The sequence below is a fragment of the Serratia sp. SM04 genome (assembly GCF_040280225.1).
GTDB classification, from domain to species: domain Bacteria; phylum Pseudomonadota; class Gammaproteobacteria; order Enterobacterales; family Enterobacteriaceae; genus Serratia; species Serratia sarumanii.
Genome location: NZ_JBEOQT010000001.1, coordinates 84,158 through 108,388 on the forward strand (window position 1 = coordinate 84,158; position 24,231 = coordinate 108,388).

Genomic DNA, 24,231 nt, shown 5'->3' on the forward strand with positions numbered 1-24,231 from the left:
GGTTTTTTTATTCTGACCTGAACTGTCGGACGGCCAGGCTTTGCCTAAATCCGGACGGTCCCTTTCATTAACGTAATGAAAACGTGCTAGAGAATATTATGAACAAACAAACTGATGTGAAGAGTGGGGAATTCCGTACGGGTGCTCAGGCCGCGGCGGAGAAAGTCGAACTGCATGAAATGACTATCGCCCAGCGTGAACTCTGGCTGGGGGAAAACATTTCCAAAGAGTTGTCGTTCAATATCTGGGGCTATGGGCAGGTTGACGGGCCTCTCGACGTTAAGCTGCTGCGGCAAGCCATCGATGCTATCGTGGAAGAAACGCCGGCTCTGCAAGCGCATTTTGTGGAAAAAGACGGTGAGCTTTATCAATACCGCGCGCCACGCACACATGAGCCGCTGTTCACACTCGATCTCAGTAAGGAACCCGATCCCCTGCAGGCGGCCAGGCGCTGGATGGTGGCGGATGCGGCGCTGCCGCGCCGCGCCACGGGAGAGGAACCTTTTAGTTTTTATGTGATTACGCTCGCTCCGCAGCGCTATGTCCTCTATCGGCGTTTCCACCATATGATCACCGACGGCCGCAGTGCCGAGGAAGTGATGCGGCGCATCGCGGCTTACTATAACGCGCTGGCGTCCGGCGGCGTCATCCCTGAATTCGCCAACTGCAATTTCTCTCTGCTTTATGAAAACGACATCAAATACCGCGACTCCTCACGCTTTTCTTCCGATCAGGTTTTTTGGCGGGAATATACTGCCGCTGCGCCGCAGAGTTTGTCGCGTAGAGCCATATTGACCCCGGACGCCGCGATGAACCGCAACACGCAGCTGCTGGAAAAAGAGGCATTGGATCAGCTGCAGCAACAAGCTGACAATATCGGCGTACACCGCGCACATATATTGGCCGCCGCCGTAGCATTATGTTTCTACAGCCTGACCGGCAGTGAATATCTTAATTTCAGCATGCCGGTGACCGGAACGAGAGAACGAAACAGTATTGGTATGACCTCTAACGTTGTCCCTTTGATTATCAAGGTTGAACCCCAGCTGAGTCTGGCCGAATTTATCCAAAAGGTCGCAGCCGAAATAGCAAAAGTGGTTCGTCATCAATTATATCGTGGGGAGGACATTCGGCGTGACAATGGCGCGACGGATTCCGCCTGGTTTGGCCCTTCAATTAACATTGTTTCTTTCGACCACGGCGATCCTTTCTGGGGATGCCGCACCCGTTGGTATTATGGCGGGAATATTCCGTCCGGCGATCTACAGATTATGCTGTATGAAGACCAGCAGGCGAATGAGCTGGATGTCACTTTTTCTGACGCCGATTATGCAAATTCATTAGGCGATCTGGATATTTTGCAGCGCCGTTTCCAGTTTATTTTACGGGCGCTGAACGCATCAACGGCGGGGACGATCGAGGCGTTGGATCGGCAAGTGGCGGCGCTGGCGGATACCGATGCCGGCGGCAGCTTTTACACCAACCGTCGGCAACCGCCTGCTGGCGGCATCATTCGTTGGGATCGCCCGGCTGAGGCGCTGCAGCGCCTGGTGAGCTCGTTGAGCCATGGCGCGGGATGCGCGGCGAAGATGCTGCTGGCGGAGCGCGTGTTGGGCGTGACGGCGCTGCAGGCGATGAGCGATGAACGGCAGGCCGAACCCGGTACCCTGCTGCACGTCGAGGCCGACGGCTGGGTAATTGCCGCGAACCCCGGCGTGGTGCGCGTCGGGCCGTTCTTGCGCGCCGACGGCTCGGCTCAGCCAGGCGATGCGCTGGCGCAGGCCTGCGGCCTGTCTGTCGGCTCGGTCTTGCCGACGATTAACGCTGCCGAAGCCTCGCTGTTAGGCGCGGCGTATGGCGCCAGCGCCGATAGCGCCGCTTTTTGGCAACCGCGCCTGACGCGTTATTATCCGGCGCCGTTCCCGCCGGGGCCTGGCCGCCAGGCGGATCTTCCCGCACGCTGGCAGGCGACGGCCTGGCAGCGCATGGAAAAAATTGCCGGCGAGCAGGTGCTGGCGGCAGCAACCCTTTATCTGGCGCGCATGTGCAATGAAACCGATTTTCAGCTGGGGTGGATCACCCCGGACGATCGGAATTGGGGGCGTTGGGCTCACCTGAGCGCGCGCGTGCTGCCGCTGCAGGTCTCTGTTGATCACACCGGCAATTTCCAGCAGGCGTTGGCCGCGCTGGAACAGGAATATAGCCAGCTGCGCGCTCATGCCGATTATCATCCCGCGTTGCTGACGCGCGATGCGGACCTGCGAGCGTCTCAGACTTGGCCGACGGCGGTATCGATCGTCAGCCGGCGCTCGGCGCAGGGGTTGCAGCCTGAAGACGAGGGGGTTGCCGCCATCATGGCTTCCGGCTCGCGCGCGGTATTGCAAATCTGCAAGGCTGACGGCGCTTTCCGTTGGGTCTACGACGCCGCCTCCGTGGCTGACGAGCAGATGTTGCGGGCGACGCAACATCTGCTGATGCTGCTCAACGACGCGGTGAGGGCGGGTTCTCATCGTCGCACCGTCGGCGAACTCAGTCTGGTTTCCGAGGAAGAACGCGCGCAGTTGCTGCAGGGCCTCAACCACACCGTCGCTTCACATTCGCCGACGGCCTGTCTGCACCGGTTGTTCGAAGCACAGGTTAAACGGACGCCGGAGGCGATCGCGGTGACGTATGGCGATGACAGCCTGACCTACGCGGAATTGAATACCCAGGCGAACCGTTGGGCCCATCGGCTGGTACAGCTTGGCGTGCAGCCGGACAGCCTGGTGGCGCTGTGTGCCGGGCGCGGGCTGCCGATGCTGGTCGGGCTGCTGGGGATCCTCAAAGCCGGCGGCGCCTATGTGCCGCTGGATCCCGCCTATAGCGGCGAGCGGCTACAGTACATCCTGGCGGACTCAGCGCCGGTGCTGCTGTTGGCGGATGAGCTCGGCCGACAAGCGCTGGGTGGCTGCGAGGTGCCGGTGCTGGCGCTGGAACAGCCACTGACGGGAGAAAGCGACGATCTGCAGGACGTCGGGGTGCGCCCGGCGCACCTGGCATATGTGATTTATACCTCCGGCTCGACCGGCAAACCCAAAGGGGTGATGGTGGAGCACCGGCAGGTCGCGCGGTTGTTCAGCGCGACGAACGCCTGGTTCAACTTCAGCGCCGCCGACAGGTGGTGCCTGTTCCACTCATTCGCCTTCGACTTCTCGGTCTGGGAGGTCTGGGGCGCCTGGCTGTATGGCGGCCAGCTGTTCATCGTACCGCAGGCGATCGCCCGCTCGGCGCTGGATTTTTATCATTTCGTCTGCCGCAGCGGCATCACGGTATTGAACCAGACGCCGAGCGCCTTCAAAGCCTTTATCCAGGCTCAGGCGCACAGCGAAGCGCGCCAGCAGCTACGCGAGATCGTGTTCGGTGGCGAAATGCTGAAGCCTTGCGATCTTGCGCCGTGGTTTGCTCGTCCAGAGAACCGGCAGACACGGTTGATCAACATGTACGGTATCACCGAGACCACGGTGCATGTGACTTATCGGCCGCTGTCGGCGCAGGATACGGCGATCACCACCAGTCCGATCGGCAGCCGCATCCCGGATTTGCGCTTGTATCTGCTGGGCACCGACGGCGAACCGGTGCCGATGGGGGCGATCGGCGAACTGTACGTCGGCGGCGAAGGGGTGGCGCGGGGTTACCTGAACCGGCCCGAATTGACGGCGGAACGTTTTCTCGATGATCCTTTCAACCGGGCGCCGGGTGCGCGCATGTATCGTACCGGCGATCTGGCGCGCTATCTGCCGGGTGGCGATATCGAATACCTGGGGCGCAATGACCAGCAGGTAAAAATCCGCGGTTTCCGCATCGAATGCGGCGAGGTGGAGGCTCAGCTGAGTACCGATCCGCGCGTGCGCAGCGTAGCCGTGGACGCGATTGACGATGGCGACGGGGGCAAGCGACTGGTGGCGTGGGTGGTTCCGGCACCGGAAGCCGAACGCGCTACGCTGGCGACCGGGCTGCGTCAGCATCTGCAGGCGCGGCTGCCGGATTATATGGTGCCGGTGGCTTACGTTTGGCTGGAGGCGTTGCCGCTGACCGGCAACGGCAAATTGGACAAGCGGGCTCTGCCGGTGCCGCAGGTCGACGCCTATGTGCGTGAAGCCTATGCGCCGCCGCAGGGCGAGGCAGAAAACCTGCTGGCGGCTATCTGGCGCGAGCTGCTGGGCGTAGAGCGCGTCGGTCGCTATGACCACTTCTTCGAACTGGGCGGGCATTCGCTGATGGCGGTGCGCCTGGCTAACCGCGTGCAACAGGCCGGATGGCAGTTACCGTTGCAGGCGCTGTTCGCCAGCCCGGTACTGCACGTGCTGGCGCAGGCGCTGGAAGTTGCGCCGGCTCAGGAACCGCTGCCGATACTGCCGGTGGCGCGCGACGGCGATTTGCCCCTGTCGTTCGCCCAGCAACGCCTGTGGTTCCTGACCCAGTTGGAGGGGATGCGCGAAACCTACCATATCCCCCTGGCGCTGCGGCTGCACGGCCGGTTGGACCGGCAGGCGCTGCAACATAGTCTGGATGCGCTCTATGCGCGTCACGAATCGCTGCGTAGCCGGTTCATCACCCGGGAAGATCGGCCACAGGTGCAGATTTTGCCGGCAAACGGGCTGCCGCTTGCGTTCCACGATCTGCGACGTCACCCCGCGCAAGCCGACACGCTGTGCCGTCAGGCGGCCACTCAACCGTTCGATTTGACGCAGGGGCCGCTGGTGCGCGCCGCGCTGATCCGCCTGGCGGATGAGGAGCACCTGTTCCTGCTCACCTGTCATCACATCATTTCCGACGGTTGGTCGACCGGCATTCTGCTGCGTGAACTGGGGGCGTTGTACGGCGCTTTGCGTCGCGGCGATGCCGATCCGCTGCCGCCGCTGACGCTGCAATACCCGGATTATGCCGCCTGGCAGCGTCGCTATCTGACGCCGGAGCGGTTGGCGGCGCAGGCGCAATACTGGCGCGAAACGCTGATCGGTGCGCCGGCGCTGCTGACGCTGCCGACTGACCGGCCGCGTCCGACGGTGCAGTCTTTCAGCGGCGGGGAGGTGCCGATCGCGATCGACGCCGAGCTGACGCAGGCGCTGCGGCAGTTCAGCCGGCAGCATGGCGGCACGCTGTTCATGACGGTGCTGGCGGCCTGGAGCCTGGTGCTGGCGCGCATGGCCGGGCAGCAGGAGCTGGTGATCGGCACGCCGGAGGCCAACCGTGGCCGGCTGGAAACCGAATCGTTGGTCGGCTTCTTCGTCAGCACGCTGGCGCTGCGCATCGATCTTCGCGACGATCCGGATCTGCCGACGCTGATCGCGCGGATCCGCCACACGGTGCTGACGGCGCAGGAAAATCGCGATCTGCCGTTCGAGCAGGTGGTGGAGCTGGTCAATCCGCCGCGTCATCTGGGCTATACCCCGCTGTTCCAGGTGATGTTGGCCTGGCAGGACGGCTCGGTGCGCGATATTCCGCTGCCTGGGCTGCAGGCCGAGCTGGCCGGGCTGGAATACAGCGCGGCGAAGTTTGATCTGACGCTCGATCTGGCCGATACCGGCGAAGGCATCAGCGGTACGCTGAACTTCGCCACAGCATTGTTCGATCGCGCCACCGCCGAACGCTACGGCGTTTACCTGGTACAGGCGCTGCGGGCGATGACGCTGAATAGCCCACGGTCAGTATCCCATATCGATTTGTTGCCGCCCGCCGAACGGGAGCATCTGCTGCATGGCTGGAACCGCACCGAGCGTGACTACCCGCTGGATCAGACGCTGACGGCGCTGTTCGAGCAGCAGGTGCATCGCACGCCGGACGCCACCGTGCTGGTGAGCGGCGCGGAAAGCCTGAGCTACGCCCAGCTGAACGCCCGCGCCAACCGGCTGGCGCACGCGCTGATAGCGCGCGGCGTCGGCCCGGACAGCCGGGTGGCGGTGTGCGCCGAACGCGGCCTGAACATGGTGACGGCGCTGTTCGGCATCCTCAAGGCCGGCGGCGCCTATGTGCCGCTCGATCCGGCCTATCCGGGCGAACGCCTGCAGTACATCCTGCAGGATGCCGACCCGGTGCTGCTGCTGGCGGACGCCGCCGGCCGGGCGGCGCTGGGCGAACCCGTGACGCCGCAGCTGGCGCTGGAGGCCGCGTTGCCGGAGACGCTGAGCGCCGAGAACCCGGCACCGCGCGCGCAGGCGTCGCATCTGGCGTACGTGATTTACACCTCGGGCTCGACCGGTAAACCGAAGGGCGCGATGAACGAACACCGCGGGGTGGTCAACCGGCTGGTGTGGATGCAGGAGGCCTACGGCCTGACGGCGGCGGACACGGTGCTGCAAAAAACACCGTTCGGCTTCGACGTCTCGGTGTGGGAGTTCTTCTGGCCGTTGATGGTCGGCGCGCGCCTGGTGATGGCGAAGCCGGAAGGGCACAAGGATCCGGACTACCTGAGCCGCGCGATCGAACAGTACGGCGTCACCACGCTGCACTTCGTGCCGTCGATGCTGCAAAGCTTCCTGGCGGACGGGCAGGCGGCAACGCGCTGCGGCCAGGTGGTGCGGGTGATGTGCAGCGGGGAAGCGCTGCCGGCGGCGCTGGTGGCGGAGTTTTACCGCCGGCTGCCGCAGGCGGAGTTGCATAACCTGTATGGGCCGACGGAGGCGGCGGTGGACGTCACCGCCTGGCACTGTTCGCGGGAGGCGGAGCGGGTGTCGGTGCCGATCGGGCGGCCGATCGCCAACACGCGCATCTACCTGCTGGACGAGCGCGGGCAGCCGGTGCCGCTGGGGGCGGTGGGCGAGCTGTATATCGGCGGGGTGCAGGTGGCGCGGGGCTACCTGAACCGGCCTGAACTGACGGCGGAGCGCTTCCTTGCCGATCCGTTCGCGCCGGGCGGGCGGATGTACCGCACCGGCGACGTGGCGCGTTATCTGGCGAACGGCGACATCGAGTACCTGGGGCGCAACGATCAGCAGGTAAAAATCCGCGGCTTCCGCATCGAATGCGGGGAGATAGAGGCGGCGCTGGCGACGCACCCGGCGGTGCGCGAAGCGGTGGTGGATGCACGGGCGGTGGGCGACGACAAACGGCTGGTGGCGTGGGTGGTGCCGGCCGCGGACGTGGCGGAAGAAACGCTGGCGGGCGCGCTGCGGCAGCATGTGAGCGCGGCGCTGCCGGACTATATGGTGCCGTCGGCCTGGGTGGTGGTGGCGGCGTTGCCGCTGTCGCCGAACGGCAAACTGGATCGGCGGGCGTTGCCGGAGCCGCAGGGGGCGCAGAGCCAGGCAGCGTACGAAGCGCCGCAGGGTGAACACGAAACGCTGCTGGCGGCGATCTGGCGCGAGCTGCTGAACGTGGAGCGGGTCGGCCGCCACGATAACTTCTTCGAGCTGGGGGGCCACTCGCTGCTGGCGGTGAAGTTGATGGCTCAGCTGCGGCGCGCCGGTTGGGGAGCGAACGTGCAGACGCTGTTCTCAACGCCGACGCTGTCGGCGCTGGCGCAGGCGATGAGCGCGCAAGGTGAGGTCGACATACCGGAAAACCGGATTTTACCGGGCGGGGCCTCCATTACGCCGGAGATGTTGCCGCTGGCGACGCTGAGCCAGCCGGAGATCGACGCGGTGGTAGCGCAGGTGCCGGGCGGCGTGGCCAACGTACAGGACATCTACGCCTTGTCGCCGCTGCAGGAGGGGATTTTGTTCCACCATCTGCTGGCGGAACGGGGCGACCCGTACCAGCTGTCCGCGGTGCTGCGTTTCGACAGCCGTGCGCGCCTGGACGCCTGGCTGGCGGCGATGCAGCAGGTGATCGATCGCCATGACATTCTGCGCACCGCGTTCATCACGCAGGGCATGTCCTCGCCGGTGCAGGTGGTGTGGCGCAAGGCTGAGCTGGCGCTGAGCGAGCGGCGTTTCGATCCGGCTGACGGCCCGATTTGGCGACAGCTGGCGGCCAGCTTTGATCCGTTGCAGCAGCGGCAGGATCTGACCCGCGCGCCGCTGCTCAACTTTACCGTCACGCAGGAGGAGGACGGCAGCTGGTGCGCCTTGCAGAAGTGGCATCATCTGATTGGCGATCACTCCACGCTGGCCTTCATGGAGCAAGAGATCGGCGAGATCCTCGCCGGCCGTGGGGCACAGTTGGGCGTCGCCCAGCCGTTCCGCAATGCGGTGGCGCAGGCGCGCCTGGCTCTCAGCGAGGCGGAGCACGAAAGCTTCTTCCGCGACATGCTGGCGGATATCAGCGAGCCGGTGCTGCCGTTCGGCCTGAGCGACGTGCACGGCGAAGGGCGGCAAATCGCCTGCCGCTACCAGGCACTCTCTTCGGCGCTGAACCTGCGGTTGCGGCAACAGGCGCGGCGGCTGGGCGTCAGCCTGGCCAGCCTGTGCCACCTGGCCTGGGCGCAGGTGCTGGCGAGCGTCAGCGGGCGAGACACGGTCGTGTTCGGCACCGTATTGCTGGGGCGTCTGCAGGGCGGCGAAGGCGCGGAACGGGCATTGGGGTTGTTTATCAACACGTTGCCGCTGCGTCTGGACATCGATCGGCGAGGCGTGGAGACGGCGGCAAGAGAGGCGCACGTGCGGCTGAGCGGGCTGCTGGCGCATGAACATGCGCCGCTGGCATTGGCGCAGCGCTGCAGCGGCGTCAGCCCTGGGGCGCCGCTGTTCAGCGCCTTGCTCAACTATCGCCACAACAACGGCGAAGCAGTGGCGTTGCCGGAAGGCGTCAGCTTGCTGAGCGCCGAAGAGCGCACCAACTATCCGTTCGTGTTATCGGTGGAGGACGGCGGCGATTCGCTGGGCGTGACGGCGCAGGTGACCGAGACGGTCGATGCCCAGCGGGTGTGTGACTATATGGTGCAGGCGCTGAGCTCACTGGCGCAAGCGCTGGAGCAGGCGCCGGAGACGCCGGTGTGTTCACTGGCGGTGGTGCCGGAGGCGGAACGCGAACTGCTGCTGCATGGCTGGAACCGCACCGAGCGTGACTACCCGCTGGATCAGACGCTGGCGGCGCTGTTCGAGCAGCAGGTGCGCCGCACGCCGCACGCCACCGCGCTGGTGAGCGGCGCGGAAAGCCTGAGCTACGCCCAGCTGAACGCCCGCGCCAACCGGCTGGCGCACGCGCTGATAGCGCGCGGCGTCGGCCCGGACAGCCGGGTGGCGGTGTGCGCCGAACGCGGCCTGAACATGGTGACGGCGCTGTTCGGTATCCTCAAGGCCGGCGGCGCCTATGTGCCGCTCGATCCAGCCTATCCGGGCGAACGCCTGCAGTACATCCTGCAGGATGCCGACCCGGTGCTGCTGCTGGCGGACGCCGCCGGCCGGGCGGCGCTGGGCGAGCCTGCGACGCCGCAGCTGGCGCTGGAGGCGGCGTTGCCGGAGACGCTGAGCGCCGAGAACCCGGCACCGCGCGCGCAGGCGTCGCACCTGGCGTACGTGATTTACACCTCGGGCTCGACCGGTAAACCGAAGGGCGCGATGAACGAACACCGCGGGGTGGTCAACCGGCTGGTGTGGATGCAGGAGGCCTACGGCCTGACGGCGGCGGACACGGTGCTGCAAAAAACGCCGTTCGGCTTCGACGTCTCGGTGTGGGAGTTCTTCTGGCCGTTGATGGTCGGCGCGCGCCTGGTGATGGCGAAGCCGGAAGGGCACAAGGATCCGGACTACCTGAGCCGCGCCATCGAACAGTACGGCGTCACCACGCTGCACTTCGTGCCGTCGATGCTGCAAAGCTTCCTGGCGGACGGGCAGGCGGCGACGCGCTGCGGGCAGGTGGTGCGGGTGATGTGCAGCGGGGAAGCGCTGCCGGCGGCGCTGGTGGCGGAGTTTTACCGCCGGCTGCCGCAGGCGGAGTTGCATAACCTGTATGGGCCGACGGAGGCGGCGGTGGACGTGACCGCCTGGCACTGTTCGCGGGAGGCGGAGCGGGCGTCGGTGCCGATCGGGCGGCCGATCGCCAACACGCGCATCTACCTGCTGGACGAGCGCGGGCAGCCGGTGCCGCTGGGGGCGGTGGGCGAGCTGTATATCGGCGGGGTGCAGGTGGCGCGGGGCTACCTGAACCGGCCTGAACTGACGGCGGAGCGCTTCTTGAGCGATCCGTTCGCGCCGGGCGGGCGGATGTACCGCACCGGCGACGTGGCGCGTTATCTGGCGAACGGCGACATCGAGTACCTGGGGCGCAACGATCAGCAGGTAAAAATCCGCGGCTTCCGCATCGAATGCGGGGAGATAGAGGCGGCGCTGGCGACGCACCCGGCGGTGCGCGAAGCGGTGGTGGATGCGCGGGCGGTGGGCGACGACAAACGGCTGGTGGCGTGGGTGGTGCCGGCCGCGGACGTGGCGGAAGAAACGCTGGCGGGCGCGCTGCGGCAGCATGTGAGCGCGGCGCTGCCGGACTATATGGTGCCGTCGGCCTGGGTGGTGGTGGCGGCGTTGCCGCTGTCGCCGAACGGCAAACTGGATCGGCGGGCGTTGCCGGAGCCGCAGGGGGCGCAGAGCCAGGCAGCGTACGAAGCGCCGCAGGGTGAACACGAAACGCTGCTGGCGGCGATCTGGCGCGAGCTGCTGAACGTGGAGCGGGTCGGCCGCCACGATAACTTCTTCGAACTGGGAGGGCACTCGCTGCTGGCGGTACGTCTGACCAACCGTCTGCAGCAGATGGAATGGCAGCTGCCGTTGCAGGTCCTGTTCGCCAACCCGACGCTGCTGGCATTGGCGCAGCAACTGCGGAGAACCGATGAGGCGCTGCCGCCGATCGAGGCTATGCCACGCGGCGCCGCGTTGCCGCTGTCGTTTGCCCAGCAGCGTTTGTGGTTCCTGACGCAGTTGGAAGGCCTGAGTGAAACTTACCATATTCCCCTGGCGCTGAGCCTGCGCGGCGAGCTGGATCTGCCCGCCTGGCGGCAGAGCCTGGATGCGCTCTATGCCCGCCACGAAGCGTTGCGCAGCCGGTTTGTCACCGTCGAGGGGCAGCCGCAGGCGCACATTCTGCCGGCAGACGCGCTGCCGTTGACGGTGCACGATCTGCGTGGGCGGCAGGATGCTCAGAGCCAGGCGCGGCAACTGGCGCAGCGCCTGACGGAGGCGCCTTTTGATTTGACGCAGGGGCCGCTGGTGCGCGCCGCGCTGATCCGCCTGGCGGATGAGGAGCACCTGTTCCTGCTCACCTGTCATCACATCATTTCCGACGGTTGGTCGACCGGCATTCTGCTGCGTGATTTGGGGGCGTTGTACGGCGCTTTGCGTCGCGGCGATGCCGATCCGCTGCCGCCGCTGACGCTGCAATACGCGGATTACGCCGCCTGGCAGCGTCGCTATCTGACGCCGGAGCGGCTGGCGGCGCAGGCGCAATACTGGCGCGAAACGCTGATCGGTGCGCCGGCGCTGCTGACGCTGCCGACCGACCGGCCGCGTCCGACGGTGCAGTCTTTCAGCGGCGGGGAGGTGCCGATCGCGATCGACGCCGAGCTGACGCAGGCGTTGCGGCAGTTCAGCCGGCAGCATGGCGGCACGTTGTTCATGACGGTGCTGGCGGCCTGGAGCCTGGTGCTGGCGCGCATGGCCGGGCAGCAGGAGCTGGTGATCGGCACGCCGGAGGCCAACCGTGGCCGGTTGGAAACCGAATCGCTGGTCGGCTTCTTCGTCAGCACGCTGGCGCTGCGCATCGATCTTCGCGACGATCCGGATCTGCCGACGCTGATCGCGCGGATCCGCCACACGGTGCTGGCGGCTCGGGAAAATCGCGATCTGCCGTTCGAGCAGGTGGTGGAGCTGGTCAATCCGCCGCGCCACCTGGGTTATACCCCGCTGTTCCAGGTGATGTTGGCCTGGCAGGACGGCTCGGTGCGCGATATCTCGCTGCCTGGGCTGCAGGCCGAGAGTGCCGAGTTGGGCTATCAGATCGCCAAGTATGATTTGACGCTCGATCTGGCGGAGCGCGACGAGCAAATCAGCGGTACGCTGAACTTCGCCACGGCGCTGTTCGACCGCGCTACCGCCGAACGTTATGGCGTTTACCTGGTGCAGGTGCTGCGGGCGATGGCGACAAATGCTACGCAGCCTGCGTCGCATCTCGATCTGCTGCCGGCTGCCGAGCGCGAACTGTTGTTGTACGGCTGGAACCGAACCGCGGAAGTTTATCCGGCGCAGAGCAGTGCCCACGTCCTGTTTGAACAGTGGGCGCAGCGCACGCCGGACGCCGTTGCGGTGGTGAACGATCGGGACAGCCTGAGCTACGCCCAATTGAACGCCCACGCCAACCAACTGGCGCACCAACTCATCGCACAGGGCGTGCGCCCGGGCGATCGCGTGGCCACGTCGCTTGAACGCAGCGTTTCTCTGGTCATCGCCCAGCTGGCGATCCTCAAGGCGGGGGGCGCTTATGTGCCGCTCGATCCGCACCTGCCCGTAGCGCGGCAGGCGTGGATCATCGGCGACAGCGGGGCGTCGTTGATCCTGTGCGATCGCGATATCGACCGCGAGATAGCCGGCGAAATCGCCTGCCTGCGTATCGATCGGCTGCGGCAGAATCCGACCCACGATCCGGCGGTGCCTCGCGCCGGCGGCGCACCGGCCTACATCATGTATACCTCGGGCTCGACCGGTACGCCTAAAGGCGTCATGGTGACGCACCAAGGCATCCTCCGGCTGGCGATCAACAATCGTTTTGCGTCGTTTGAACGCGGCGATCGCTTCGCTTTCGCCGCCAATCCGGCGTTTGACGCCAGCACGCTGGAAATGTGGGGAGCCCTGTTGAATGGCGCCAGTCTGGCGATCATTGCGCCGGAAGTGTTGACGGAAGCCGAGGCGTTGGCGGCGGCGCTGGTGCGGCAAGGGATTAACGTCTTGTTCCTGACCACCTCGTTGTTTAACCAATATGCCCATAGCATCGCCGCGACGCTGGCGCAGTTGAAATATCTGCTGAGCGGCGGTGAAGCGGCGGATCCGCACGCCTTTGCCCGCATGCTGAAAGAGGCTGGGCCGGTACGGCTGATCAACGCTTATGGGCCGACCGAGTGTACGGTGTTCGCCACGACGGCCACGATCGAGCGAGTGGATCCCTGGCAGCGTTTGCCTATCGGGCGGCCGATCGGCAATACCCGGATTTATCTGCTGGATGAGCACGGGCAACCGGTGCCGCTCGGCGCGACCGGCGAGATCTACATCGCCGGCCCCGGGGTGGCGCTGGGTTATCTCAACCGCGCAGAGTTAACGGCAGAGCGATTCCTGGCGGATCCGTTTAACCCAGGCGAGCGGATGTATCGCACCGGCGATCTGGCGCGCTATCTGGCGGACGGCAATATCGACTACCTGGGACGCAACGATCGGCAGGTGAAAATTCGCGGCTTCCGCATCGAATGCGGTGAGATCGAGGCGCGAGTGGCTGGTCATCCGGCGGTGCGCGAAGCGGTGGTGGATGTCCTCGGCGAAGCGGACAATAAGCGACTGGTAGCCTGGGTGGTGCCGGAGGCTGACGCGGATCGCCAGACGTTGGCGGTGACGCTGCGACAGTATCTGGCGGGGATGTTGCCGGAGTTTATGCTGCCGGCGGCCTGGGTGGCGCTGGATACGCTACCGCTGACGCCGAACGGCAAACTGGATCGGCGCGCGCTGCCTGAGCCGCAGGAGGACGCCTACGTGCGTGAGGTTTACGCCGAACCTGAAGGCGAACTGGAAACGCTGCTGGCGGGGATCTGGCGCGAGCTGCTGGGCATTGAGCGGGTCGGGCGCCACGATAACTTCTTCGAATTGGGCGGCCACTCGCTGCTGGCGGTGAAGTTGATGGCGCAGCTGCGCCGTGTCGGGCTGAGCGCCGGGGTGCAAACGCTGTTCACCGCGCCGACGCTGTCAACGCTGGCGCAGACGTTGGTCACGCAGCAGGAAGTGAGCGTGCCGGCCAACGGTATCCTGCCGGGCTGCGTAGCCATTACGCCGGAGATGTTGCCGCTGGCGACGCTGAGTCAGCCGGAGATCGACGCGGTGGTGGCGCAGGTGCCGGGCGGCGTGGCCAACGTACAGGATATCTACGCCTTGTCGCCGCTGCAGGAGGGGATTTTGTTCCACCATCTGCTGGCGGAACGGGGCGACCCGTACCAGCTGTCCGCGGTGCTGCGTTTCGACAGCCGTGCGCGCCTGGACGCCTGGCTGGCGGCGATGCAGCAGGTGATCGATCGCCATGACATTCTGCGTACTGCGTTCATCACGCAGGGCGTGTCATCACCGGTGCAGGTGGTGTGGCGCAAGGCCGAGTTGTCGCTGCGAGAACTGCGGCTCAATCCGGCAGAGGGCGAGATCGGTTCGCGGCTGACGGCGTTGTTTGATCCGCGCCGCGTGCGGCCTGATCTGACGCGCGCACCGTTGCTGAGCTTTGTCGCCGCACAGGGGGAAGAAGGCAGTTGGTGCGTGCTCCAGCAATGGCATCACCTGATCGGCGACCACTCGACCTTGGCGGTGATGCAGGAGGAGATCAACCTGATCCTGGCCGGGCGCGGGGACGAACTGGCCAAGGCGCCGCCGTTCCGCAACGCGGTGGCGCAGGCAAGGCTCGGCGTCAGCAAGGCCGAACACGAACGGTTCTTCCGCACTATGCTGGCGGATATCGATGAACCGTCGTTGCCGTTCGGCCTGAGCGACGTGCATGGCGAAGGGCGGGATATCTCGACGGCACACCTGGCCTTACCGCCTGCGCTCAACCAACAGCTGCGGCGGCAGGCGCGGCGGCTGGGCGTCAGCCTGGCCAGCCTGTGCCACCTGGCCTGGGCGCAGGTGTTGGCGCGCGCTACCGGCCGCGATGAGGTGGTATTCGGCACCGTATTGTTGGGCCGCATGCAGGCCGGAGACGGGGCGGAACGGGCGCTCGGATTGTTTATCAATACGTTGCCGCTGCGGCTGGATGTCAACGAGGTCGGCGCGGAATCGGTGGTGTTGCAGGCGCACATCCGGCTGAGCGGGCTGCTGGCCCATGAGCATGCGCCGCTGGCGTTGGCGCAGCGCTGCAGCGGCGTCGCCGCGGGCACGCCGCTGTTCAGTGCCCTGCTGAACTACCGGCATAACAGTGGCGAGGACACCGCATTGCCGACCGGCGTAACGCTGCTCGATAGCCAGGAACGCACCAACTATCCGTTCGTGCTGTCGGTCGAGGACGGCGGTGATTCGCTGGGCCTGACGGCGCAGGTCAGGCAGCCGATTGAAGCGCAGCGCGTGTGTGGCTATATGGCGCAGGCGTTGAGCGCATTGGCGCAGGCATTGGAGCAGGCGCCTCAGACACCGGTCTGTGAACTGGAGGTGATGCCGGATGAAGAGTATGCGCTGCAGCTGTGCCGCTGGAATCATACGGCGGAAGCTTACCCGGCGGATACCTGCGTGCACGAACTGTTTGAACAGCAGGCGCGGCTGACGCCGCAGGCCATCGCTTTGATCCAGGATGCGCAACGGCTCAGCTACGCACAGTTGAATGCGCGCGCCAACCGGTTGGCGCATCGGCTGATTGAGCGCGGCGTACAACCGGGCGACCGGGTCGCGGTGCGGCTGGCGCGCAGCATCGAACTGGTCTGCGCCCAATTGGCGGTAATCAAGGCCGGAGCGGCGTATGTACCCATCGATCCGCAACTGCCGGCCGCGCGTCAGGCGTGGATCGCCGATGACAGCGGCGCCTGCCTGATGCTGACGGACGCCATCGGCGACGAGGAGATCCCGCAGCTGACGGTCGAGGATCGCGAAGCTGAAGATCATAACGGTAACCCGGCGTTGCGCGTGTCGAGCGGCGCGACGGCCTACATCATGTATACCTCCGGCTCGACCGGTACGCCGAAAGGCGTCATGACGCCGCACCAGGGGATCACGCGTCTGGTGCGCAACAACCGCTACGCCGCCTTTGACGCCGACGACCGCATCGCCTTTGCCGCCAATCCGGCATTTGATGCCAGCACGATGGAGGTTTGGGCCGCCCTGTTGAATGGCGGTGCGCTGGTGGTGATCGCGCCGGAGGTGATGATGGAGGCCGAGCGTCTGGCGGCCGAACTGCAACGCCATCGCATCACCACGCTGTTCTTGACCACTGCGCTGTTCAATCAGTATGTGCACAGCATCAGCGGCGCACTGGCGCAGTTGAAATATCTGATCAGCGGGGGGGAGAAAGAGGATCCGGGCGCTTATGCGCGGTTGTTGCAAGAGCGGGGGCCGGTGCACCTGATCCATGCCTATGGGCCGACGGAGATCACCACCTTTGCGACAACGGCACGTATCGAGCGGGCTGAAGGGGAGGCGCGCTTGCCGATTGGGAAACCGATCGGCAATACCCGCGCTTACTTGCTGGACGCCCGCGGGCGCCCGGTGCCGATGGGGGCGGTGGGGGAATTGCATATCGGCGGCGTGGGGGTGGCGTTGGGCTACCTGAACCGACCGGAACTGACGGCACAGCGCTTCCTGAGCGATCCGTTCAATCCGGTCGGCGGCGGCCGCATGTATCGCACCGGCGATCTGGCGCGTTATTTACCGGACGGCAGTCTTGAATACCAGGGGCGATGCGATCAGCAGATCAAGCTGCGCGGGTTCCGCATCGAACCGGGCGAGATTGAGGTGCAGCTGGCGGCGAGCCCGTGGGTGCGGGAAGCGGTGGTGCAGGTTTGTTCGACGGAACATCATCCGCGTCTGGTCGCCTGGATCGTACCGACGGCCGACGTTGACCGCAGCGCGTTGCAGGGACAGCTACGGGCCTATCTGAGCGAACGTTTGCCGGAGTACATGGTGCCGTCGGCTTATGTCTGGCTGGATGCGCTGCCGTTGACCGCCAACGGCAAGCTGGATCGGCGCGCCTTGCCGGAGCCGGAGCGTGCGGCAGTCGGCACTCGGGAGTATGCGGCGCCTCAGGGGGAAACCGAAACGACGCTGGCGCGGGTATGGTGTGAGCTGCTCGAGATTGGCCAGATAGGGCGCCACGACAATTTCTTCGAGCTCGGTGGCCATTCGCTGCTGGCGGTACGTCTTTCCAGCCAGCTGCGTCAGCAAGGCATCACCTTGCCGGTACAGGCGATCTTCAACCATCCGATATTGGCCGAGCTGGCCGAGCGGATAGATCGTCGCACCGCAGAGGCTCCGCTGCGCAAAGCGGTGCCGGCTCGCAGCAGCGGCAGCCGGCCGCCGCTATTCTTCGTTCCGACCGGCTTTGGCGACCACTCCTACGTGTTTGAATTGGCCAAGGAGATCGACGAGACCTTCCCGGTCTACGCCGTGCCGTGGCCGGCGGTGGAGGAGAAGCCGGCCACCATGTCCGATATGGCCGCCAGCGCCGTGGCGTTGATTCGCGAGGTGCAGCCGCAGGGGCCATACCATCTGGCGGGGTACTCTTCCGGCGGGGTGTTGGCCTATGCCATCGCCGAGCAGCTGCAATCGGCCGGGGAAGCGGTCGCCTTCCTGGGGTTGATCGACACGTTGCGGCCGGTGGAGGCGATGCACAGCCCGGTCCAGCTGTTGCTGAACTGGGTGGAGTCAACGCAGGAAAGGCCGGATCCGCAGTTCTGTCAGCAGTTGGCCGAGCTGCCGTTGCCGGAGGCGATCGCGGCCGTGCAACGCGCCGGGATCAAGACTCAGCGTGAGGAAGTGGCCGACGAGGCGGCGCTCTGGCAGCAGCGGCACCACTACGCCAAACTGGTGGAAGCGACCCTGGTGCAGCCCGCATCGCTGAAAATCCATCTGTTCAAGGCGAAGCAGGAGCAGGTTTCCGTCAATTCGCAGAACGCACAGTTCCAGGCGTATTGGCAGAGGATCAAGCAGGCGGGATATTGCCGCGAAGACGCTTCCGCGTTGGGATGGGATAAGCTGCTGCCGCCGGCGACCGTCCGCGTCAGCCAGGTCAACGGCGACCATGTGTCGATGATGGAGCATCCGGTTCATCGGCGTGAGCTGGGGCAACACTTCAATCTGGCGTTGCGCGAGCTCGGACAGGCGTAAGCCGGCGGGATGTATCCGATGAGAAAGCCCTCGCAAGAGGGCTTTTTTTTACCCGTTGGCGGCGGTTTTGACGAGTTCCACCACCAGCGGTGAAAGCTCGCCGCGCAGCGCGGCGCGTTCCGACTGGAACAGCGTGGCGACGTAAAAACGCCGGCCCGGCAGTTCGATGGCGCGCACGTCGCCTTCGGTGTCGTGGCCGCTGACGATCAGCGGGAAGCGCTCAAGATCGGCGACGAATTCCGGATTCACGCCGAAGTTGCAGTGGTAGCCTTCATGGGTGTTCAGGCTGCCGTAGGCCTGCGCGACGCGGGTGTCAGGCTGAAAAACGATGTCGCCGGTTTTTTCCACCAGCGAGCAGCTCAGCGGGGCGATCACCAATCGGCCGCCGCTGTCGGTTTCCGCATGGCCGGCGTCGTGCCAGCCCATCACGTTGCGGGCGTACTCGACGATGGCGTATTGAAAACCGCCGCAGGAGCCGAGGAACGGCACGTCGTTTTCCCGCGCATGGCGGATCGCCATAAAGGCGCCGTCGTCGTAACGATACGGGCTGCCCGGCACCACCCAGATGGCGTCGAAATTTTGCAGGACGTCGGGGGAGGTCAGGGTTTCTGTCGGTAGCCATTGGGGCTGCACGTCGATGTCGAGATGGGCGGCGGTGAGCTGGAGCGCCACGGGGATGGCCTGATGGGCCACGGCTTGCGGGTTGTAATCACCGACCAGAGCAATGCGAACTTGAGCTTTCATCATTTCCTTTCCTGTGCGGGTAAAAAAGGAGATTACAGGAAAGTAGAGTGTCGAGCCGCCGCTTTTTAAACGTGGCGCACAAAAAAGCCCGGCGTTGGCCGGGCTGGAAAAAAGAGGGTCAGTACAGCGAGGGCGCGCCGGCCGGTCGGGTTTTGAAGCGGCGGTGCAGCCACATGTATTGCTCCGGCGCCCGCATGATCTCTTTCTCGATCACTTTGTTCATGTAAGCCGCCGCCGCCTGTTCGTCGCTGAGCGGGTAGTCTTCCAGGGCCGGTTGAATCAGCAGGTCGTAGCCGCGGCCGCCTTCGCGGCGGATCAGCACCACCGGCACCAATGCCGGGTTGGCCATACGCGCCAGCATGAAGGTGCCGCTGGTGGTGGCGGCCTGATCGACGGCGAACAGCGGCGCGAATACGCTGCCGCGCGGGCCGTAGTCCTGATCCGGCGCGAACCATACCGCCTCGCCGCGCTTGAGCGCGTGCACCATGCCGCGCAGATCCTTGCGATCGATCATCGCCTTGTTGGAGCGCATGCGACCCTTGGTCTGCGCCCACTCCATCGCCTTGTTGTTGTGCGGGCGGTACATCGCCATCATCGGCTGGCACAGGCCCATCGCCCGGCCGCCCAGCTCCAGCGACATAAAGTGCACGCCGATCACCAGCACGCCGCGATCGTCGCGCTGCGCCATTTTGAGGTGGTTGATGCCGGAGACGTTGAACCAGCGCTTGACGCGTTTATCCGACCAGAACCAGGCCATGCCGGTTTCCAGCAGGCCCATGCCGAGCGATTCGAAGTTGCCCACCACTTTACGTTCGCGCTGCGCTTCGTCCATCTCGGGGAAGCACAGTTCGAGGTTGCGGCGGGTAATGGTGACGCGACGCTTAAGAAAACGCATCGAGGTGCGCCCCATCCACACCCCCAGCCGATTGAGCAACGGGTAAGGGAGCTGTACCAGCAGGAACAGCAGGGCCAGGCCGAACCAGGTCAGCCAGTAGCGCGGGTGCAGCAAGGAAAGTTGAAATCTCTTTTGGCGTTTCATAGCAGCTCGTTTATGCGTTAGGGGGTAGCAACCTGTAACGCATAAAGGATCCACTCGATAGCGATACGACTACTCAGACACCCAAGTACGGCCAGGGTTTAGTCGGAATTCCATAATTGACTAAACATTTACATTCGAAGGGCGGTTTGCGCTGCTATCAGGCTTCGGAGGGATAGCTGTTGGCCAGCGGAGGCGGCTCTAGGAACGTGTATGTTAACACAGGGTACGGGGTACAGAGGAAGAGGGGCATGCGAATATTCTCATTCGCGTTGCCCCTGAGTTGAAGATTGGCTCGTTTTATAGGCTGGGAATGATAATCGCGGCGAAAATCGCAGCGATCACCAGCCATTTCAGCAGGTAGTAACCGCGGCGGTTGCGCGCCTTCAGGCGTTGGCCGGCATCGCGCACCGCGTTGACGTATTTGAAGATGCGGTTGATGCCGCCGGTGCGGTCCTGATCGTCGTTTGGCGAGCTGGCCGCCGACATCAGCGTGGCGCCGACCCAGTGGTTGACCGCCTGCGCCCAGCGCCATTTCATCGGCCGCTCGACGTCGCAAAACAGAATGATGCGCGTCTGTTCGGTGGCGTTCTGCGCCCAGTGCACGTAGGTTTCGTCGAAGATCACCGCCTCGCCGTCGCGCCAGCTGTGCTGCTCGCCGTCCACCTCGATGAAGCAGCGATCGTCGTTGGGCGTCATCAACCCCAGGTGATAGCGCACCGAGCCGGCGTAAGGATCGCGGTGTTTACCCAAATGGCTGCCGGGCGGCAGCTCGGCGAACATCGCGGCCTTGACCGACGGGATGCGGTTGAGCAGCTCGACGGTTTTTGGGCACAGCGTCTGCGCCGAAGGGTGGCTGTCGCTGTACCACTTCAGATAGAAACGTTTCCAGCCGCGTTTGAAGAAGGTGTTGAACCCCGCATCGTTGTGCGACTGCGCCTTTTTGATGTGATGCTGCAAGCGCACCGCTTCCTCGCGGATCACCTGCCAGTTGTCGGTCAGCGTCTGCAGCTCCGGGAAAACTTTTTCGTCGAAATAGGGCTGCCTGGCGGGCAAACGGGAGAAACCGGTCATAAACATATTGATCGGCCCCATAAAGGTGGAGTGATCGAACAGTTGGCGGGTAAGCTTTTGTTTCTCCTTGCCGCGGGAGTGTGCGTAAAGGAAGCTGACGATAAAAACGCCTATGATGATGACGGCAACCATAGAATCCATCCCTGTCATTACTGATTATTACGAGGTAAAAAACGTAAAAATTATAGTTTTGTGACAGATAAAATTTAACTTTTTCGTGCCATTTCGCCGTTGTTGAACGTTGATGGCATGAAAAGTTAATAAAGATGTGAGTGTTGATATTTTATGTTGGTATTTTTGGTTTTCGTACTATTCTTAGGTTTATTTAACGGGATTGTGTGCCATCTTATTTCATGACGAATGGCACGTATCTGAGAAAAGAGGGACTTATGAAGAAATCAATCATTGCCTTGTCTGCACTGCTGCTCGCTTCCCCGGTGTTCGCCGCTGAGACCGCGACCGACACCGCCGCTCACGCCAGCAACGAGGTCGTTGCCGAAGCGCACAAAGGAGCGGATACCGCCAAAGAAAAGCTGCACCAGTCTCAGGACAAGGGTGAAGAGCTGAAGCTGAAAGCCAAGCACGCCGCCGAAGGCAAGAGCGACAGCGTCGGCAGCAAAGTGAGCGAAGGCTCGCAAAAGGCCTGGCACTCCACCAAGCAAGGTTCAGAGAAGGCTTGGGACAAGACCAAGCAAGGGGCGGAAAGCCTCAAGAACAAAGTGACCGAATAAGGTCGCCGCTTTGCCACAAGGGCCGCGCTGCGGCCTTTTTTATTGCCCGCAAACCGGGCGCGCCCCAAAAGAAAAAGGCGCTTATCAAATGAGATAAAGCGCCTTTTCAACACGTTAACTGACTAGTATCAGTTCATGCCGTATTTTTTCAGCTTCTTGCGCAGCGTGCCGCGGTTGATGCCCATCATCAGGGCTGCGCGGGTCTGGTTGCCACGGGTGTATTGCATCACCATGTCCAACAGTGGCTGTTCAACTTCAGCCAGTACCAGCTCATACAGGTCATTTACGTCTTGACCGTTCAGTTGAGCAAAATAGTTCTTCAGTGCTTGTTTAACCGAGTCACGCAGAGGCTTTTGAGTCACCTGATCTTGTGAGTTAACGGTAGAAACGGTCAGTACGTCAGAATTTACGCGTTGTTCGAACATAGTTCTGTCAGCTCTTTTTTTACGCTAAGATTTTCGAAATATGCCTCCAACGCCTCCAGCTGTTCGCTGGCATCCTCTATGGCGTTGAATGTGCGCCGAAACTGGTCATTCGGAGCGTGTTCCTGGAGATACCAGGACACGTGCTTACGAGCAATCCGGAATCCCTTGCCTTGGCCATAGAAGCCGTGCAATTCCCGAATGTGCCCAATCAACAAGCGCTTCACCTCGCCAAGCGGCAGCGGCGGCAGCAACTCCCCAGTGTCCAGATAATGCTGGATTTCCCGGAAGATCCAGGGTCTCCCCTGAGCAGCGCGGCCTATCATCAGGGCATCGGCCCCGGTGTAGTCGAGCACTGCTCTGGCTTTATGCGGGTCAGTAATATCCCCATTCGCGATAATCGGAATGGAAACACTCTGCTTAACTGCCCGAATGCTGTCGTATTCCGCGTCGCCGTTAAACAGACAGGCGCGGGTTCGGCCGTGAATCGTCAGGGCCTGAATACCACAGTCTTCGGCCAGTTGGGCAATCTCTACACAGTTACGATGCTCTGGCGCCCAGCCGGTGCGAATCTTCAGCGTTACCGGCACATCCACTGCGTCAACCACCGCGTGGAGGATCCGTTTAACCAGATCCGGGTACTGCAACAAAGCGGACCCGGCAAGCTTCCGGTTCACTTTTTTGGCAGGGCATCCCATATTGATGTCGATGATTTGCGCGCCGCTGGCCACGTTGATACGCGCGGCGGCGGCCATATCATCAGGATCGCATCCGGCAATCTGCACGGAGCGGATCCCTGGTTCATCGCTATGCACCATACGCAGACGCGACTTATCCGTCCGCCACACCTCCGGGTTGGAGGAGAGCATCTCGGATACAGCCATCCCAGCACCCATTGCATGACAGAGGGTTCTGAACGGGCGATCTGTAATACCGGCCATCGGGGCCGCAATCAGGCAATTAGTAAGCTGGTGGTGTCCAATGCGCATAGACAAAGAGTGACCATACTGTGTCCGCAAGGGCGCGTATATTACGCATTTTTGCGCCGAGATGAAAGGCCAAACTTTAACCAATTGGCGCGATATTAGGGCAAAAAATGCGCTGCGCAGTGATTCATAAAAATATTGTATATATTTTACAATGAGTTGACGAAAAGTGCTTATTTTGTGTGCGGTAAAATATTCACCTTTGCGCAGAATATTATCTGCATTCACCCGCGTTTTTTGCCGGGATAGCCTGCCTAGAAGGCGCATTGTCAGGGCGATCCGTCGTTGAACGGCGAAAAATTGCATAAAATTTTGTCTCGCCCGCGGGCCGATCGCCAGGCAAAAAAAATCCACCGGCGCAGGGCCGGTGGATGAGGGAGCAATAGACCGTGACGCTTACTTGCGGCGGCCGGTGATGCGGCACCACTCTTCACGCTCGGCGACCGGGTCGAGCGTGAACTTCTCTTCGTAGGCTTGCGCAACGCTGCTCGCCTGGCTGGCCAGCACGCCGGACAGCCCCAGATGGCCGCCGGCCTTCGGCAGGCAACCGATCAGCGGCGCCAGCTCGCGCAGCGGGCCGGCGAGGATGTTGGCGACCACCACGTCCGCCAGCAGGTCCGCCGGCTGGTCTTTCGGCAGATACAGCTCCAGACGCTCTGAAACGCCGTTACGCTGCGCGTTGTCGCGGCTGGCCTGAATGGCCTGGGGATCGATGTCGATGCCGATAGCGCGCGCTGCACCCAGCTTCAGCGCGGCGATTGCCAGGATGCCGGAACCGCAACCGAAGTCGATAACGGTTTTGCCGGCCAAATCGAGGCCGTCCAGCCACTGCAGGCACAGCGCGGTGGTCGGGTGGGTGCCGGTGCCGAACGCCAGGCCCGGATCGAGCATCACGTTGACCGCATCGGGATCCGGCACGTCGCGCCAGCTCGGGCAGATCCACAAACGCTCGCCGAAGCGCATCGGGTGGAAGTTATCCATCCATTCGCGCTCCCAGTCCTTATCTTCCAGCTGCTCTATCTTGTGGCGGAAACCGGCGCCCAGCAGCGGGTGCTGTTCCAGCATCGCCACCACCTCGGCCATATCGGTTTCCGCGTCGTACAGGCCGATCACGTCGGTATCGCCCCACAGCAGGGTTTCACCCGGCAAAGGTTCGAACACCGGGTTGTCGTGGGTGTCCTGGAAGGTCACCGACACGGCGCCGCTTTCCACCAGCGCGTCGCTCAGGTCTTCCGCCTGGCTGCCGGTGGTGTTCAGTTTGAGTTGGATCCAAGGCATAGCAATTCT

At 63.5% G+C, this 24,231-nt stretch carries 8 protein-coding genes; 2 read left to right on the plus strand and 6 right to left on the minus strand.

Annotation, left to right across the window (positions count from 1 at the left end):
• Window positions 1-98: 98 nt before the first annotated feature.
• Window positions 99-17,951, plus strand: coding sequence for an amino acid adenylation domain-containing protein (locus ABTW55_RS00360; RefSeq protein WP_342126792.1), 17,853 nt, complete (start codon window positions 99-101; stop codon window positions 17,949-17,951).
• A gap of 48 nt (window positions 17,952-17,999) precedes the next feature.
• Here the strand turns inward: ABTW55_RS00360 and ABTW55_RS00365 are convergent, their stop codons facing one another.
• From ABTW55_RS00365 to lpxO, 3 genes are all read right to left on the minus strand, one after another.
• Window positions 18,000-18,698 (minus strand): CTP synthase, encoded by a 699-nt coding sequence (locus ABTW55_RS00365; RefSeq protein ID WP_223182021.1) that lies wholly within the window; start codon window positions 18,696-18,698, stop codon window positions 18,000-18,002.
• Between the two features lie 115 nt (window positions 18,699-18,813).
• Window positions 18,814-19,734, minus strand: a complete 921-nt coding sequence (lpxP, locus tag ABTW55_RS00370; RefSeq protein ID WP_033648968.1) for a kdo(2)-lipid IV(A) palmitoleoyltransferase — start codon at window positions 19,732-19,734, stop codon at window positions 18,814-18,816.
• A gap of 297 nt (window positions 19,735-20,031) precedes the next feature.
• Window positions 20,032-20,937, minus strand: a complete 906-nt coding sequence (gene lpxO, locus ABTW55_RS00375) for a lipid A hydroxylase LpxO (protein WP_060422799.1) — start codon at window positions 20,935-20,937, stop codon at window positions 20,032-20,034.
• A 257-nt stretch (window positions 20,938-21,194) separates the two neighbouring features.
• Between lpxO and ABTW55_RS00380 the strand changes: the two genes are divergently transcribed.
• Entirely contained in the window at window positions 21,195-21,536 is a 342-nt protein-coding gene (locus ABTW55_RS00380) for a hypothetical protein (RefSeq protein ID WP_004936850.1), read from the plus strand.
• 128 nt (window positions 21,537-21,664) lie between these two features.
• Here the strand turns inward: ABTW55_RS00380 and fis are convergent, their stop codons facing one another.
• The 3 genes from fis to prmA form a co-directional block, all read right to left on the minus strand.
• Window positions 21,665-21,961 carry a DNA-binding transcriptional regulator Fis gene (fis, locus tag ABTW55_RS00385; protein WP_000462905.1) on the minus strand — a complete coding sequence of 99 codons (297 nt, stop codon included), beginning with the start codon at window positions 21,959-21,961 and terminating at the stop codon, window positions 21,665-21,667.
• Window positions 21,943-22,947: a tRNA dihydrouridine synthase DusB gene (gene dusB, locus ABTW55_RS00390; RefSeq protein WP_004936856.1), complete on the minus strand. Its 1,005-nt coding sequence runs from the start codon at window positions 22,945-22,947 to the stop codon at window positions 21,943-21,945. Before dusB ends, fis begins: the two co-directional genes overlap by 19 nt.
• A gap of 393 nt (window positions 22,948-23,340) precedes the next feature.
• The gene (gene prmA, locus ABTW55_RS00395; protein WP_033636181.1) at window positions 23,341-24,222 is read right to left on the minus strand and encodes a 50S ribosomal protein L11 methyltransferase; all 882 of its coding nucleotides are present in this window, start codon (window positions 24,220-24,222) and stop codon (window positions 23,341-23,343) included.
• Between the last annotated feature and the right edge of the window lie 9 nt (window positions 24,223-24,231).

Excerpts from the sequence above, each read along its gene's own strand:
- ABTW55_RS00380 (WP_004936850.1), top strand. The coding sequence starts at position 21,195 with ATGAAGAAATCAATCATTGCCTTGTCTGCACTGCTGCTCGCTTCCCCG.
- lpxP (WP_033648968.1), bottom strand. The coding sequence starts at position 19,734 with ATGAAACGCCAAAAGAGATTTCAACTTTCCTTGCTGCACCCGCGCTAC.
- lpxO (WP_060422799.1), bottom strand. The coding sequence starts at position 20,937 with ATGGTTGCCGTCATCATCATAGGCGTTTTTATCGTCAGCTTCCTTTAC.
- ABTW55_RS00360 (WP_342126792.1), top strand. The coding sequence starts at position 99 with ATGAACAAACAAACTGATGTGAAGAGTGGGGAATTCCGTACGGGTGCT.
- prmA (WP_033636181.1), bottom strand. The coding sequence starts at position 24,222 with ATGCCTTGGATCCAACTCAAACTGAACACCACCGGCAGCCAGGCGGAA.
- dusB (WP_004936856.1), bottom strand. The coding sequence starts at position 22,947 with ATGCGCATTGGACACCACCAGCTTACTAATTGCCTGATTGCGGCCCCG.
- fis (WP_000462905.1), bottom strand. The coding sequence starts at position 21,961 with ATGTTCGAACAACGCGTAAATTCTGACGTACTGACCGTTTCTACCGTT.
- ABTW55_RS00365 (WP_223182021.1), bottom strand. The coding sequence starts at position 18,698 with ATGATGAAAGCTCAAGTTCGCATTGCTCTGGTCGGTGATTACAACCCG.